This is a genomic window from Propioniciclava soli (assembly GCF_038502305.1).
GTDB lineage: Bacteria > Actinomycetota > Actinomycetes > Propionibacteriales > Propionibacteriaceae > Propioniciclava > Propioniciclava soli.
On record NZ_CP115965.1, the window covers coordinates 1,292,612 to 1,306,813 of the forward strand.

The following is a 14,202-nucleotide window of genomic DNA, read 5'->3' on the forward strand; positions in this document are numbered from 1 at the left end:
CTCCGGTCAGTATTCCACGGCGGGGCGTGCCCGGGGCGGCTCACACGGGCCGGTTCGCCCCGAGGCCGGGTTGGTGGCTTCGCGGCGTGCGCGCCACCTGCTCGGCGCGTAGGCGCGGAAGAATCACGTCGGCGAACAGCGGGTTGAACAGGTCGGGTCGGTAGGACAGGTTGTCGTGGGTGGCCCCGGGAACCCGGATGAGCTCCATGCCGGGCAACACCTCCCGCCAGTCCGCGTAGGCGCCCTCGGTGTCGACCATCACGTCGTCGGCCGGGTCGCCGGTGGTGAGGTAGACGGAGTAGGGCATGCGGGGCGGCTCCTCCAGCGCCGAGGCGCGCGTCAGGCTGCAGAGCTGGTTGACGATGACCCGGCCCCGGTAGGAGGTGCCCGAGCGGTAGGCCTGCGCCACGTCACGCGTGCTGTTCACGTGCCCCTGGGAATTCTGGTTCAGCACCTCGAGCAGGCCGAGGGTGACGCGTCCGGGGGCGACCAGCCAGCACGACTGGTCCAGCAGTGCCTGCACCGTCCGGCCGCCGCGCACGCGGGTGCGCTTGCCAGGGCCGGGGCCGGTGTTGACGACGAAACCGACCACACGGACGTCGGGGTGACGCTGCTCCAGGGACGCGACGACCTCCAGCCCGCGCACGTCGCCCATCGAGGACGCCACGAGGCCCAGGTACACCGGGGTTTGGCCGTCACCCGGGGGCGCGAGGATGTCGTGGAGGGCGTCCGCGGCTTCGTCGGGGTCGAACACACTGGCGTACTCGAGGGCCAGCACCCGGCCGTACCGGCCGACCGACGGGGCCAGGGCCAGGGCCTGGCGGCCACTGATGTCCAGGCCCAGGCCGTTGAGGAAGACGACGGCGAAGCGCGGGTCGTACGTCGCGGCGTCGCGGACGCCGGGGCTGGCCTCCACCACGGTCGTGCGCCGTTCCGGGCTCGTCGCAGCGGTGACTGCCGCGTCCACCGCCAGGGCGCCCACGACGAGGGTGACGACGAGCGTCAGCGTGAGGGCGCCGATCGCCGCCGGGCTGCGACGCGGGCGTGTCTTGTCGGGGCGGGCCACGTCCACAACCCTAAGCGGGGAGGCGGGAGTTTTCCACAGCGTCGTGTCCGGTGACCGGATCGGGGTCCGGCGGCCGAATGTGGAGGGCGTGACGGACGAACGAATGACGGTGGGGCGCCGCGGTGAGGATCTGGTGGCCGCCCATCTGGAACGGCGCGGCTGGTGCGTGCTGGCCCGCAACTGGCGCTGCGCCGAGGGAGAGATCGACCTCGTGGCGACCGACCCGGCCGGCGTGGCCGTGGTGTGTGAGGTGAAGACGCGCCGGGGTCTCGGCTACGGCAGCCCGCTGGAGGCGGTGACGTGGGCCAAGGCGCGGCGGCTCCGGCGGCTCGCCGCGGCATGGGCACGGGCGCAGGGCGTCGGCCTGGGCGGTCTCCGGGTCGACGCCTTCGGCGTGCTGGTGCACCCCGACGGCACCGCGTCGATCCAGCATGTCAGCGGGGTGGACGGGTGAAGCTCGGGCTGGCGTTGTCGGTGGGGCTCGTGGGGTTGGAGGCGACGCTCGTGGAGGTGGAGGTCGCCCTGGGCAACGGGCTGCCGCGCACGGTGATCGTCGGGCTGCCGGACGCGGCGCTGAACGAGGCGCGCGACCGGTGTCGGGCGGCGATGGCCCACCTCGGTGTGCCGTGGCCGGCGCAGCTCGTCACGGTCAACCTCTCCCCGGCGACGCTGCCGAAGTCGGGCAGCCACTACGACCTCGCCATCGCGGCGGGCGTGTTGTGCGCGGCGGGGGAGGTGCCGCCCGAGCGCCTCGCCGGGTGCGTCGTGCTCGGAGAGCTGGCGCTCGACGGTCGGGTGCGTCCGGTGCGCGGCGTGTTGCCGTCGGTGCTGGCCGCACAGCGGGCGGGGTGTCACCACGCGGTGGTGCCGGCGGCGCAGGCGGCCGAGGCGCGGCTGGTCGAGGGGCTGGAGGTGGTGGGTGTCGAGACGCTCGCCGAGCTCGTCGCGGTGCTGCGGGGGGCGCCGCCCCCACCCAGGCTTCCCGAGGTGGCGGCCCCGGCCGATCCGGCGCCCGCGCTCGACCTGGCGGACGTCGCCGGCCAACTCGAGGCGCGCTGGGCGGTCGAGGTCGCGGCGGCCGGGGGGCACCACCTGCACCTGCACGGGCCGCCCGGGGTGGGCAAGACGCTGCTGGCCGAGCGGTTGCCGGGGCTGTTGCCCGAGCTCGGGCCGGTCGAGTCGCTGGAGGTCTCCGCGCTGCGGTCGGTGTGCGGGCTGGGCCTGGAGCACGGCCTGGTGCGGCGCGCCCCGTTCGCGGCGCCCCATCACACGGCGACCGTGGCGGCCCTGGTGGGCGGCGGCTCGCGCATCGCCTCGCCCGGCGCGGTGTCGCTGGCCCATCACGGAATCCTGTTCCTGGACGAGGCCCCTGAGTTCAGCTCGGCGGCGCTGGAGGCCCTGCGGACGCCGCTGGAGTCGGGCCAGGTCGTGCTCATCCGCTCCCAGGCGCAGACGACGTACCCTGCACGCTTCCAGCTCGTGCTCGCCGCCAACCCCTGCCCGTGTGGCAACCGGGAGACGAGCGGCATGGAGTGCACCTGTTCGTCGACGGCGGTGCGGCGCTACCGCGACCGGCTGTCCGGGCCGATCCTCGACCGGGTCGACATCACCTGTCACCTGCGGCCGATGACGCAGTCCTACCTGCGCGCCTCCCGGGGCACGGCGGAGGACACGGCGACCGTCGCGGCGCGCGTCCTCGGCGCTCGCGAGCGGCAGCGGGCTCGGTTGGCGGGGCTGCCGTGGACGACGAACGCTGCGGTCCCCGGGCCATGGCTGCGCCGTGAGTTGCCGTTGCCGGAGGGGGTGGAGCTGGTCGACCAGGCGGTCGCCCGGGGGCGGCTCAGCGCCCGGGGCGTCGACAAGGTGATGCGGATCGCCTGGACCGTCGCCGATCTCGCGGGTGCGGACCGTCCGGCCCGCGCCCATCTGCTCACCGCGTTGGCCATGCGCAGCGGTGGGCCCGACCTGGAGAAGGTGAGTGGTTGTGCCTGACGAAGTCGACGAGCGGGGCGCCCGGATGCGGCTGGCCTGCGTGGTGGAGCCGGGGGACCCAGCGATCGGACCGCTGCTCCGCGAGTTCGGGGCGCCGGCGGTGTGGGAGCAGTTGTTGCGGCCGGGCCCGGACGGGGCGTGGCGGCGGCGGGCCGCGGCGCTCGACCTCCGCGGCGTGCGCGTGCTCATGCACCGCCACGGCCTGCGGTTCATCGTTCCGGGCGACGACGAGTGGCCCGAGCAGCTGGCGCCGCTGGAGTACTGCGAGCCGGTCCAGGGATCCCGGGGCGTGCCGCTCGGCCTGTGGGTGTGCGGGCAGGGATCACTGGCGGAGCTCACGCGCTCGTCGGTGGCCTTGGTCGGGTCGCGGGCCTCGACCGCGTACGGGGAGCGGCTCGCGTGCGATCTGGCGGCCGACCTCGCCGCCGGGCGGCCCCACGGGACGCCGCTCACCGTGGTCTCCGGGGCCGCCTTCGGCATCGACGCCGCCGCCCACCGCGGCGCACTGGCCGAGGACGGGCCGACGGTCGCGGTGCTGGCCGGCGGGCTCGACACCCCCTACCCGAAGGCCCACGAGGCGCTGCTCGGCCGCATCGCCCACACCGGCGTGGTGGTGTCGGAGAACGCGCCCGGTGAGACGCCGTCGCGGCGCCGCTTCCTCTCCCGGAACCGCATCATCGCCGCCCTGTCGCTCGGGACCGTGATCGTCGAGGCGGCGCTGCGCAGCGGGGCGCGGAACACCGTGACCTGGGCCTCGGCCTGCGGTCGACCGGTGATGGCGGTGCCCGGACCGGTCGGGTCGGCGACCTCGGCCACGCCGCACCGGTTGATCCGGGGTGGGGAGGCCGTCCTGGTCGAACGGGTCGAGGACATCCGTGAGCAGGTGGGGCGCTTCGGCGAACTCGCGCCCGGACGTCCGCCCCAGGATCGGTTGTTCGACCACCTGGACGCCCCCGAGCGGGCCGTCTATGAGGCATTGCCGAGCCGGGGCGGGCGCGATGCCGGCGACGTCGCGCTCCGGTCCGGCCTGGCCCTGCCCGCGTGCCTGGCCGTGCTGGCCCACCTCGCGGAGCAGGACCTGGCCGAGAGGAGCGACCAGGGCGGGTGGCGGATCGGGCGTGTGCAGGATCGGCCGGTGCGCCTCAGCGCAGCAGCAACAGCCCCGCCGACAGTGCCGACGCGATGAGGGTGACGACCTCGAACTGGCGCTGGGAGACGCGTCGGATCACCGCGATGCCGAGGGCGCAGCCGAGCAGGACGGCCGGCACCAGCAGCAGGTCCAACAGCAGGTGGGCCGGTGTGAACAGCCCCAGGGCCGCGGTCAGCGGCACCTTCGCCAGGTTGATCAGGGCGAAGAACCAGGCGTTGGTGCCGATGAAGCGCACCTTGTCGATGCGGGCGGCCAAGAAGTACAGGGCCATGACGGGCCCCGCGGCGTTGGCGGTCATGGTGGTGAAACCGGCGGCGACGCCGGTGCCGATCGTCCGTGCGGGGTGGGGCTCGCCGACCTCCGTCTCGGGCGCGGCGGGACGCCGCCGCTGCCACAGCTGGAGCAGCACCATCGCCAGCAGCAGCAGCCCGATCGTGCGTCGCATGACGCCGTCGCTCACGAAGGCCATGAACAGGGCGCCCAGCAGCAGCCCCGGCAGGACGCTCGGCACCAGGCACAGCAGGAGGCGCCACGAGACGGTGCGATACCGGAGGATCGCCACGGCGTCCCCGACCAGCAGCAGCACCAGGACGGCGGCGGTCGACTCGCGCGCCGGCATCGCCAGGGCGAAGACCGCGACCGAGATGCCGGCGATGCCTCCGAACGACGTCTTGGAGAAACCGATCACCACGGCCGCCGCGGCCATCGCGGCCAGCATCGGCCACCCGTACCCCAGCACCTCGGCGATCACCGGGCCACCCTAGCCCGGCTAGGCACGACGGCGGGGGCGGCTGGCTCGGCCGCGCGGTGGCGGTGCGCGCTGTTAAAACCGAAATTCTGGGACGGATGCTGAGTGGTTTCCGGCGTTCCAGTGCGGCACACTGAGAAAACCCCAAGAGTTCTCAGCGGTCGGGGCGGCAGGGATGCCGGCCGGGGCCGCACCACGAGCGAGGAGGACGGGTGTCCCCGAGAACGATCCACAGGGCCGTGGTGGTGGCCGCGCTGGCGCTGGTGGCGCCCCTGCTGGGCCCGGGCGGGCTCGCCCTGGCCACGACGCCGGTGCCGGCCGGGACGCCGACGGCCACGGCGATCCCCGAGGCAGCGAGCACTCCCACACCGCCGAGCACGACCACGCCGGAGCCCACGCTGCCTGCTGACGGCCTCACGGCCGCGGCGGACGCCGGGCCCGCCGCCGTGGCCGCCGCGGCGTCGGATCTCGGCGAGGCCCGCACCGGGCCCGCGACGCAGCCGGTGCGGTGTGAGGCAGGTGTGTGCGGCGCCGGGTTCGTCCGCCTGCAGGTCGCGTGGTCGCAGGATGCGGGCGTCGTGCTGCATCGCTCGACGGCACCGGTGAGCACCGCGCGTCCGCTGGCGGACGTGCGTGCCGGTGATGCCTTCCTCACCGAGATCGAGTGGCTGCACGCCGTGGGGGTCGCGAACGGCTGGCCGGACGGCACGTACCGCCCGTTGGAGGAGGTGAGCCGTGGCGCCGTCGCGGCCTTCCTCTACCGCCTCGCCGGGGCGCCGTCGTACACGGCCCCGGGCACGCCCACCTTCGCCGACGTCCCGCGTCACCACCCCTTCTTCCACGAGATCGAGTGGTTGGCCGACCGCCGCATCACGAGCGGCTGGGTGGAGAACCACCAGCGCTGGTTCCGCCCGGACGCGAGCGTGCAGCGCGAGGCGATGGCGGCGTTCCTCCACCGCTTCTCCGGCTCGCCGGGGGGCGGTGCCAGCGAGGGGTTCAGCGACGTCGTGGCGAGCAACCCGTTCCGCGCCGAGATCGCCTGGTTGGCGTCCACCGGGGTGTCGACGGGCCACCCCGACGGCACGTTCCGTCCCTACGACCCGGTGCGTCGCGACGCGATGGCCGCCTTCCTGTTCCGGCTCCAGGGGCTGGCGGGCCTCGGCCTGCCCGCCTCGCAGGGGCAGCTGGCGCCGATCCCGCAACCGCCGCCGCCCCCGCCCCCACCGCCCGCCCCCGCCCACCGGATGCAGCAGCCGGCCGGCACCAACGGCCCCCCGACGAGCCCGTTCGGCATGCGGCTGCACCCCATCACCAAGAAGTGGACCCTCCACAACGGCGTCGACCTCGGCAACACCACCGGCCAGCCCGTGGTGGCCGCCGCCGACGGTCAGGTGTACCTCCGGAGCTGGACGTCCGGGGGCGGGAACTCCCTCTACCTGCGCCACGGCCAGTTCGGTGACGTGACGACGCGCTACCTGCACCTCAACAGCTATGCCGTCGCGAACGGCCAGTGGGTGGCCCGCGGGCAACTGATCGGGTACATGGGTGCCACCGGGTCGGTCACCAAACCCCACCTGCACTTCTGCGTCACGGTCAACGGCGGGTTCGTCAACCCCGAGGACTGGATCGGGCCGATCAGCGGTTACCACCGCTGAGCCCCGTCTCTGCCGAGGGGGCACGCGGCCCGGCCCCGGGTCCTAGGCTGGGGAGGCGGGGCCCGCAGCCCGCAAGGAGGGTGCGACGATGGGTGAGACAGCAGCGACCGGGGGTGGCCGCGCCATCCGGTGGGTGACCACCACGCAGGACGACGCGTGGGTGGAGCAGGAACCGGTGGGCTTCGGCCCGGTGACGGGAATGCCGAACGTGTTCCTCGACCCGGAGCACCCCCAGCAGCGGATCGACGGCATCGGCGGGTGCTTCAACGAGCTCGGGTGGGACGCCTTGGCGCTGCTGCCCGATGACGACCGGGAGGCCATCCTCGCGGACTTCTTCGCCCCCGGTGCCGGGCTCAATCTGAGCCTGTGCCGCATGCCGGTCGGCGCCAACGACTTCTCCCGCGACTGGTACTCCTACGACGAGGTGGACGGTGACTTCGCCCTGGAGCACTTCAGCATCGACCACGACCGGGAGACCCTGGTGCCGTTCATCCGGGCGGCCCAGCGGCACCAGCCCGAGCTGCGGTTGTGGGCGTCGCCCTGGAGCCCGCCGGTGTGGATGAAGCGCAACGGCCACTACGCGTGCGCCCAGCCCGGCCCGTTCCAGAACGCCGAGAACGGCCTGCGGCCCGAGCAGGTGGCCCTCGAGGGCACCGACACCTTCCGGCTCGAGCCCCCCTACCTGGACGCCTACGCCCGCTACTTCGGCGCCTTCATCGACGCCTACGCCGCCGAGGGCATCGCGATCGAGATGGTGATGCCGCAGAACGAGTTCAACTCCCCGCAGGTGTTCCCCAGCTGCACGTGGACGCCGCCGGGGCTGGCCGCGTTCGTGGCCGAGCTGGGCCCGCAGATGGCGCGCCGCGGCGTCCGCGTGTTTCTCGGCACCCAGGAGCGGCCTCACGACGAGCAGGTCGAGCAGGTGCTGGCCGATCCGGACGCCGGGGCCCACATCGCCGGGGTCGGGTTCCAGTGGGCGGGCAAGGGGTCGATCGGCCCCGTCCACCACGCCCACCCCGAGTTGGAGCTCTACCAGACCGAGCAGGAGTGCGGCGACGGGCGCAACGACTGGCGTTTCTGCCGCCACGCCTGGTCGTTGATGAAGCACTTCTTCGGCCACGGCGTCACGTCGTACGCCTATTGGAACCTGGCGCTCCTCGAGGGTGGTGTCAGCCGGTGGGGCTGGGCGCAGAACTCGCTCGTGGTCGTCGATCCGGACGCGCGGACGGCGCGCTTCACCCACGAGTACCACCTGCTCAAGCACGTGGCGCACTTCCTGCAGCCCGATGCCGTGCGCATCCCGACGTTCAGCTGGACCGGGCACGAGAACCAGCTCGCCTTCCAGAACCCGGACGGCTCGATCGTCGTGGTGGTGGCCAACGAGATGGCCGAGCCGATGACGATGTCGTTCCTCCTGGCCGGGGAACTCTTCACCCCGACGCTGCCGGCGGACTCGTTCTCGACCTTCGTCATCCCGGCGGGCTGACCCCCACCGGCAGCGTGGCGGCCTCCTCGAGGAGTGCCAGGTCGCTCGCCCGTGGGCCGATGAACGACACTCCGACCGGCCCGGTGGGCGTGGTCAGCAGGGGAGCGGAGATGGCGGGCCGCCCCGTGATGCCCGCGATGCACGTGAGGCCGAAGGTCGCGGCACGGTGCGCGTCCACCTGCTCCGGGGTGGCCCAGCGTCGCGGCGCGGCGGACGCCGCCGAGGGCACCACCAGCGTCGCGTCGCCGAGCGTCGCGTCCAGGGTGGCGCGCCAACGGGCCAGCGTGGCGCGCGCCGCCCGGTCCTCGGCCACGGTGACGGACGCCGCCGCCGCGAACCGCTGGCCGGCCGCTCCGAGCATCGCCCCGGGGTGGGAGGTGAGCCAGCGGCCGTGCGCCTGCCACGCCTGCCATGCCTGGTGGACGCGGAACGCCTCGGCGGCCTCGGCGAGGTCGGGCAGCTCGAGGATGCCGAGGCCCGCGGCGTCCGCCCAGGCCTCGAAGGCGGCCCGGGCCGACGCAGCCACCCCGGGCAGCGTGGCGGGGCGGACACGCTCCCCGCACGTCTGCGTGCCGGCCGACTCACCGAGCAGCACGGCTGCGGCGCGGCGCAGCGGGTCCAGCTCGCGGGTGAGCAGCCCGACGGTGTCGAAATCGGGGGCCAGCGGCAGCAGGCCGCCGGTGGGCACCCCACCGTGGGTGGGCCGCCACCCCCACAGGCCCTGGTAGGACGCCGGCACCCGCACCGAGCCGGCCGTGTCGGTGGCCAGGCCGATCGTCGCGGCGCCGAGGCTCACCGCCACCGCGCTGCCGCTCGACGAACCGCCCGGCAGGGCCCCGGGGACGGCCGGGTTGACCGGCGTGCCATGGTGGGGGTTGTCGCCGGCGAGGCTGTAGGCGAACTGGTCGGTGCGCGCGATGCCCCGGATCAATGCCCCGGCCCGGCGCAGCAGCGCCACCGCCGCGCTGTCGGACGCCGCCGGCTCCTGCTCGGCGAGCCAGGCCGGGACGCCTGCCCCGACCCGGTGGCCGGCCACGGCGAACAGGTCCTTCACCGCGACGCTCTCACCGGTGAGCGGGCCCGCCCCGGTCGGGAACGCCAGCGGATCGCCCACCACGCGCCACACCGAGGCGTCGAAGGTGACCGGCGGCGGAGCCACGTGGGCGACGTCGATGCGCCAGGCCCCGTCCGCCCCACGCCGCCAGGCCTGGGTCTGCAGCCCGTGGCCGCCGCGCGTGGGCTCGGTCACGGCCACGACGACCGCCGTCTCGCCGGTGCCCACCACACGCACCGCAGCCAGGGTGCGGGACGGCGCGCCGCCGCGCACCGCACGGAACGCCCCGATCGCGGCATGGCCCACCAGCAGCCCCTCGGGGTCGCCGCGCAGCGTGCCGGGGGCGTCGGCGAACAGGTCGTCCAGAACGGCCAGGTCGTCGGCCATCAGCGCGTCCTCGTAGGCGCAGAACGCCTCAAGCAGCCCGGCCGGGGCGTCGGGGTTGTCGGCCCGCCAACGGTCGGGGTGGGTGGGGGCGGGGTTCATGCGAAGTCGGCCTTCCGGATGCGAGCGTGGACGCCCTTCACCAGGTCCACGACCTGCGAGATGTTGAAATCGGTGGCGGCCGAGAGGTAGGCGTAGGCGAGGTGGCGGTCCATGCCGTGGCGGGCCTGCAGCAACCCCAACGCGGCGCGCACGCAGTTCTGCGTCGCGACGTCCAGGTCGGGGTCCAGCCCGGTCGGCACCAGATACTCCGCGGTCTCCGCCAGCGGCCCGAGCAGCTCGCCGAAGCGGGCCGCGGCGTCCCCGGCCGGCACCACGTCGAACCGCAGGGTGGCCCGCAGGGAGGCCTCCAACGCGGTGAGGCACACCTCGCCGTCCCCCTGGGCGAAGTGGGGGTCGCCGACGTGGGCGAGCCCTCCCGGCACCTGGACCGGCAGGTACAGCGTCGCGCCCTCCACCAGCAGGGCGATGTCGAGGTTGCCGCCGTGGGGGCCGGGCGGCACCGAGTGCAGGCGCTCCCCGGGGGTCGCCACGCCCATGATCCCGAGGAACGGCGCGAGCGGGAACCGGACGCGGCCCGCGTCCGCTGCGCCGGACAGCGGCAGCTCGCCGTGCGCCCCGGAGGCGTCCTCGACCACGGGGGTGAACACGCTCACCGTGCCCGGTTGCTCGGGCAGTTCCCCCGCCAGGGAACCGCGGCCGTGCCGGTTGCTGATCACGCCGTAGTCGACGCGGCGGTCGAGCCGTTCCACGGTCAGGGCCAGCAGGTCGCCCGGACGGGCCCCCGTCACGGCGATCGGCCCCGTGACGACGTGCGGGCCGTCCACACCCGGGTCGTGGGGATGGGTGGAGGCCGCCAGCTCGGACGCCTCGGGCAGCACCAGTTCGGCCGGCACGCCGTGGCGCCCGAAGAAGGCGCGGGGGTCGCGGCCCTGGTCCTCCAACAGCCCCTCGTGGCTCACCGTGTCGATGGTCACCGACTCCCCGGGGCGCACCGTCAGCAGCGGGGCGTCCGCATCGGAGGGCAGGCGTCCCCAGAACAGCTCCTCGGCGCGGGCGGGCAGGTAGTGGTCGCCGGGGATGTCCCCGGCGTCGCGCAGCAGGATCCGGCTCACGCGGCACCCCCGCCCGCACCGGCGGACGCCTCGGCCGCCAGGAGCGCGTCCAACCCCGCCAGCACGTCCGCCACCTCGCCGAGGTGGGTGAGCATCGCCTGCTTCGCGCCGGCGGCGTCATGGGCGGCGACGCACGCGTAGAGCCGGTGGTGGCCCTCGATCGAGTTGCGCCGCCCGCTGCGCGACACGTGGGACCGCAGGCGCACGTCGTGCACCAGGTGGTTCATGGCCTCGCACACGCTCGCGAGCAGGGGGTTGCCGGTCGCGGCGGCGAGCTGCTCGTGGAAGCGGATGTCGAGTTCCAGCGCCTCGGACGCCGTCAGGCCGGCGTGGCTCTCGAGCAGGGTCTGCTCCAGCAGTGCGAGGTCGAGGTCGGTCGCGCGGCGGGCGGCGAGCTCGGCCACGGCGGGCTCGACGGTGCGGCGCAGCTCCACCACGTGGGCGATCTCGGCCGCGCTCGCCCCCTGCGTGGCGACGAACTGGACGCCGAGCGCGTCGGGTGGCGGCGCGAGCACGGTCGTGCCCCGGCCCGGACGCCGCTCGACCAGTCCGCGCCCCTCGAGCGCGTGCATCGCCTCGCGCAGCGTGGCGCGCGAGATGCCGAACGTGGTGCAGAGCTCCCGTTCGGGCGGTAGGCGGTCGCCGGGGGACAGGTCGGTGGTGATGTGGCGCTCGAGCCGCGCGGCGACGTCGCCGCTGATCGAGCGCGGCCGGGGGAGCACGGCCGTGGCGTCCGGTGCCTGCATGGGGGTGTCCTCCCGAGGTGTGTTCCGACTGGTGGGCGGCGGGACCGCCGACACGGGTCATTGGTATGTTGGTCAGACCAATGGTGTCACCCTAACCCACCCGGACCCCCGGGCGGTGCCGGTGTCCACCGTCGTCCCGAACGCCACCCCCCACGCTGGCACGAAGACCCAGCCGACCGTCCCCCCGCCCGCACGCCGACCCGAAGGACCTCCCGGTGACCGCAGAACCCATCCATCCCCCGCACCGCCTCCTCATGGGTCCGGGCCCGATCACCGCGGATCCGCGGGTGCTGCGCGCGATGTCGGCGGCGTTGGTGGGCCAGTTCGACCCGTGGATGACCGACACGATGAACGAGACCCAGGAGCTGTACCGGCAGGTGTTCCGGACGCGGAACGACGCGACGGTGCTCGTGGATGGCACGTCGCGGGCGGGCATCGAGGCGGTGCTGGTCTCGCTGCTCTCCCCGGGCGACCGCGTCCTCGTGCCCGTGTTCGGACGCTTCGGCCACCTGCTCGCCGAGATCGCCCAGCGATGTGGCGCGGAGGTCCACACCATCGAGACGCCGTGGGGAACCGTCTTCACCCCCGAGCAGATCGAACAGGCGATCGTGGCGGTGCGGCCCACGTTGCTGGCGCTCGTGCAGGGCGACACCTCGACCACGATGAACCAACCTCTTGCCGATCTCGGCGGGATCTGCGCCGAACACGGCGTCCTGTTCTATGCCGACCTCACGGCCTCGGTGGGCGGCAACCCGTTCGCGATGGACGACTGGCGGCTCGATGCGGTCTCGGCGGGGTTGCAGAAGTGTCTCGGCGGCCCGTCGGGCAGCGCGCCGGTCAGCCTCTCGCCGGCGGCGCTCGCGGTGATCGACGGTCGGCGTCACGTCGAGGCCGGCATCCGCGAGGCCGGGGACGTGGCCACCGGTGAGCGCATCCGCTCCAACTACTTCGACCTCGGGATGATCCTCGACTACTGGGGGCCGCGCCGCCTCAACCACCACACCGAGGCCACGACGATGCTGTACGGCGCCCGCGAGTGCGCCCGGCTGCTGCTGCAGGAGGGGCTCGATGCCGCCGTCGATCGCCACGCGCTGCACGGTGCGGCGATGCTCGCCGGCGTGCGGGGCCTCGGCCTGACTCCGTTCGGCGACCTGGCGCACAAGATGCACAACGTCGTCGCCGTCGAGATCCCCGAGGGGGTGAACGGCGACGCCGTGCGCGCGGGCCTGCTGACCGACTACGGCATCGAGATCGGCACCTCGTTCGGGCCGCTGCACGGCCGGGTCTGGCGCATCGGCACCATGGGGTACAACGCCCGCCACGATGCGGTGCTCCTCACCCTCGCGGCCCTCGAACAGGCGCTCCGCGAGGCCGGTGCCTCGCCCACACCGGGCGCCGGCGTCGCGGCGGCCAAGGAGGTCTACGCGTGAGCCCCGTGCCCGCCGACGCCCGCCTGGCCTTCGATCGCTGTGAGGAACTCGGTGGCATCACGAGCGTGCCCGGCACGATCACCCGGTTGCACCTCAGCGCCGAGCACGCGTGGGCCAACGCGCTGGTCGCCCGATGGATGCGCTCGGCCGGCCTGCGCACCTGGGTGGACGCCGCCGGCAACCTCTGCGGCCGTCTGGAAGGACGCGAACCGGGGCTTCCGGCGGTCGTCCTCGGCTCCCACATCGACACGGTGCCGGACGCCGGCCGCTACGACGGCCCCCTCGGTGTGATGCTCGCCCTCGGCGTAGCCCGCCGCCTCCGCAACCGCATGGAGAACAGCCCCCACGCGCTTGAGGTGGTGGCCTTCAGCGACGAGGAGGGTGCGCGCTTCGGCTCGGCGCTCATGGGGAGCCGGGCCTTCGCGGGCACGTGGGACGACGCCTGGTTCGACCAGACCGACGAGGCGGGCATGACCCTGCGCCGCGCCTTCGCCGACTTCGGCCTCGACCCCCACCAGGTGGGCGCCGCCGCGCGCGAACCGAGCGACGTGGTGGCCTACCTCGAGGCCCACATCGAGCAGGGGCCGCTGCTGCAGGACGCCGGCCGCTCGCTCGGCGTCGTCACCTCCATCGCTGGCGCGCGCCGGTTCGCGCTGACCGTCACCGGCGAAGCCCGCCACGCCGGCGGGACGCCCTACGACCGGCGCCGCGACGCACTGGTGGGCGCCAGCTTCGCCGTGATCGCGGTGGAGGACATCGCGAAGCGGCGCGACGTGATCGCCACCGTCGGCCAGCTCCAGGCCCACCCCGGCGCAGTGAACGTGGTGCCGGGACGCGTCGAGTTCAGCCTCGACCTGCGGGCGGCGGACGACCCGGCCCGCGACGCCGCCTGGGAGGAGATGCTGGCCACCATCACGAGCGTGTGCGACGAGCGGGGCCTGCAGTTCCACTGGGTCGAGGAGCACCGGGCCCCGGCGGTGGTCTGCGCCCCGTGGCTGCAGGACGTGATCCGTGACGCGGTCGCCGGCGTCGAGCTGGCCGCCGGGGCCGAGGATCCGGCCCCCGCACCCGGCGCGGGAACCGCGGCGCGGGCGTCCGGGCCGGTACCGCCGGTCGAGGTGCCCGAGCTGTACAGCCGGGCGGGGCACGACGCGATGGCGGTCGCCCACCTCACCGAGGTGGGCATGCTGTTCATCCGCTGCCTCGACGGCATCTCCCACAGCCCTTTCGAGTCGGTCACCGTGGACGACGTCGCCGACGCCCTGGACGCCTTCACCTCGGCCACCGCGGCCGTCCTCGCCACCGAACGGAGCTGA

Annotated in this window: 12 protein-coding genes; 7 read left to right on the plus strand and 5 right to left on the minus strand. The window is 74.2% G+C overall.

Annotation, left to right across the window (positions count from 1 at the left end; all coding sequences use genetic code 11):
* Positions 1 to 40 precede the first annotated feature (40 nt).
* Positions 41 to 1,066, minus strand: a complete 1,026-nt coding sequence (locus PCC79_RS05935) for a hypothetical protein (RefSeq protein WP_232549721.1) — start codon at positions 1,064 to 1,066, stop codon at positions 41 to 43.
* Positions 1,067 to 1,154: 88 nt separating this feature from the next.
* Between PCC79_RS05935 and PCC79_RS05940 the strand changes: the two genes are divergently transcribed.
* Genes PCC79_RS05940 through PCC79_RS05950 form a run of 3 tightly spaced genes read left to right on the plus strand, consistent with a single transcriptional unit; the run spans position 1,155 to position 4,244 of the window.
* Positions 1,155 to 1,520, plus strand: a complete 366-nt coding sequence (locus PCC79_RS05940) for a YraN family protein (RefSeq protein WP_232549720.1) — start codon at positions 1,155 to 1,157, stop codon at positions 1,518 to 1,520.
* A 35-nt stretch (positions 1,521 to 1,555) separates the two neighbouring features.
* Positions 1,556 to 3,058: a YifB family Mg chelatase-like AAA ATPase gene (locus PCC79_RS05945; RefSeq protein ID WP_342373596.1), complete on the plus strand. Its 1,503-nt coding sequence runs from the start codon at positions 1,556 to 1,558 to the stop codon at positions 3,056 to 3,058.
* Positions 3,051 to 4,244 (plus strand): DNA-processing protein DprA, encoded by a 1,194-nt coding sequence (locus PCC79_RS05950; protein WP_342373278.1) that lies wholly within the window; start codon positions 3,051 to 3,053, stop codon positions 4,242 to 4,244. The genes PCC79_RS05945 and PCC79_RS05950 overlap by 8 nt, the downstream gene beginning before the upstream one ends.
* On the opposite strand, the gene PCC79_RS05955 is transcribed toward PCC79_RS05950, so the two are convergent.
* Complete coding sequence (locus PCC79_RS05955; protein WP_342373279.1) at positions 4,201 to 4,959, minus strand: sulfite exporter TauE/SafE family protein; 759 nt, start codon at positions 4,957 to 4,959, stop codon at positions 4,201 to 4,203. The genes PCC79_RS05950 and PCC79_RS05955 overlap by 44 nt on opposite strands.
* A gap of 209 nt (positions 4,960 to 5,168) precedes the next feature.
* Here PCC79_RS05955 and PCC79_RS05960 point away from each other — a divergent pair, with 209 nt between their 5' ends.
* Entirely contained in the window at positions 5,169 to 6,611 is a 1,443-nt protein-coding gene (locus PCC79_RS05960; RefSeq protein ID WP_342373280.1) for a peptidoglycan DD-metalloendopeptidase family protein, read from the plus strand.
* An 88-nt stretch (positions 6,612 to 6,699) separates the two neighbouring features.
* Positions 6,700 to 8,097, plus strand: coding sequence for a glycoside hydrolase family 30 protein (locus PCC79_RS05965; RefSeq protein WP_342373281.1), 1,398 nt, complete (start codon positions 6,700 to 6,702; stop codon positions 8,095 to 8,097).
* On the opposite strand, the gene PCC79_RS05970 is transcribed toward PCC79_RS05965, so the two are convergent.
* From PCC79_RS05970 to PCC79_RS05980, 3 genes are read right to left on the minus strand one after another with little or no spacing between them, the layout of a single operon-like run.
* The gene (locus tag PCC79_RS05970; protein WP_342373282.1) at positions 8,081 to 9,637 is read right to left on the minus strand and encodes an AtzH-like domain-containing protein; all 1,557 of its coding nucleotides are present in this window, start codon (positions 9,635 to 9,637) and stop codon (positions 8,081 to 8,083) included. The genes PCC79_RS05965 and PCC79_RS05970 overlap by 17 nt on opposite strands.
* Positions 9,634 to 10,710 (minus strand): acetamidase/formamidase family protein, encoded by a 1,077-nt coding sequence (locus PCC79_RS05975; RefSeq protein ID WP_232549714.1) that lies wholly within the window; start codon positions 10,708 to 10,710, stop codon positions 9,634 to 9,636. The genes PCC79_RS05970 and PCC79_RS05975 overlap by 4 nt, the downstream gene beginning before the upstream one ends.
* Positions 10,707 to 11,456, minus strand: a complete 750-nt coding sequence (locus PCC79_RS05980) for a FadR/GntR family transcriptional regulator (RefSeq protein ID WP_342373283.1) — start codon at positions 11,454 to 11,456, stop codon at positions 10,707 to 10,709. Before PCC79_RS05980 ends, PCC79_RS05975 begins: the two co-directional genes overlap by 4 nt.
* A 215-nt stretch (positions 11,457 to 11,671) precedes the next feature.
* Between PCC79_RS05980 and PCC79_RS05985 the strand changes: the two genes are divergently transcribed.
* Both PCC79_RS05985 and PCC79_RS05990 read left to right on the plus strand, forming a co-directional pair.
* Positions 11,672 to 12,886, plus strand: coding sequence for a pyridoxal-phosphate-dependent aminotransferase family protein (locus tag PCC79_RS05985; protein ID WP_232549712.1), 1,215 nt, complete (start codon positions 11,672 to 11,674; stop codon positions 12,884 to 12,886).
* Positions 12,883 to 14,202 (plus strand): Zn-dependent hydrolase, encoded by a 1,320-nt coding sequence (locus tag PCC79_RS05990; protein ID WP_342373284.1) that lies wholly within the window; start codon positions 12,883 to 12,885, stop codon positions 14,200 to 14,202. The genes PCC79_RS05985 and PCC79_RS05990 overlap by 4 nt, the downstream gene beginning before the upstream one ends.

Coding starts and splice junctions, on each gene's coding strand:
- PCC79_RS05965 (WP_342373281.1), top strand. CDS start 6,700: ATGGGTGAGACAGCAGCGACCGGGGGTGGCCGCGCCATCCGGTGGGTG.
- PCC79_RS05970 (WP_342373282.1), bottom strand. CDS start 9,637: ATGAACCCCGCCCCCACCCACCCCGACCGTTGGCGGGCCGACAACCCC.
- PCC79_RS05980 (WP_342373283.1), bottom strand. CDS start 11,456: ATGCAGGCACCGGACGCCACGGCCGTGCTCCCCCGGCCGCGCTCGATC.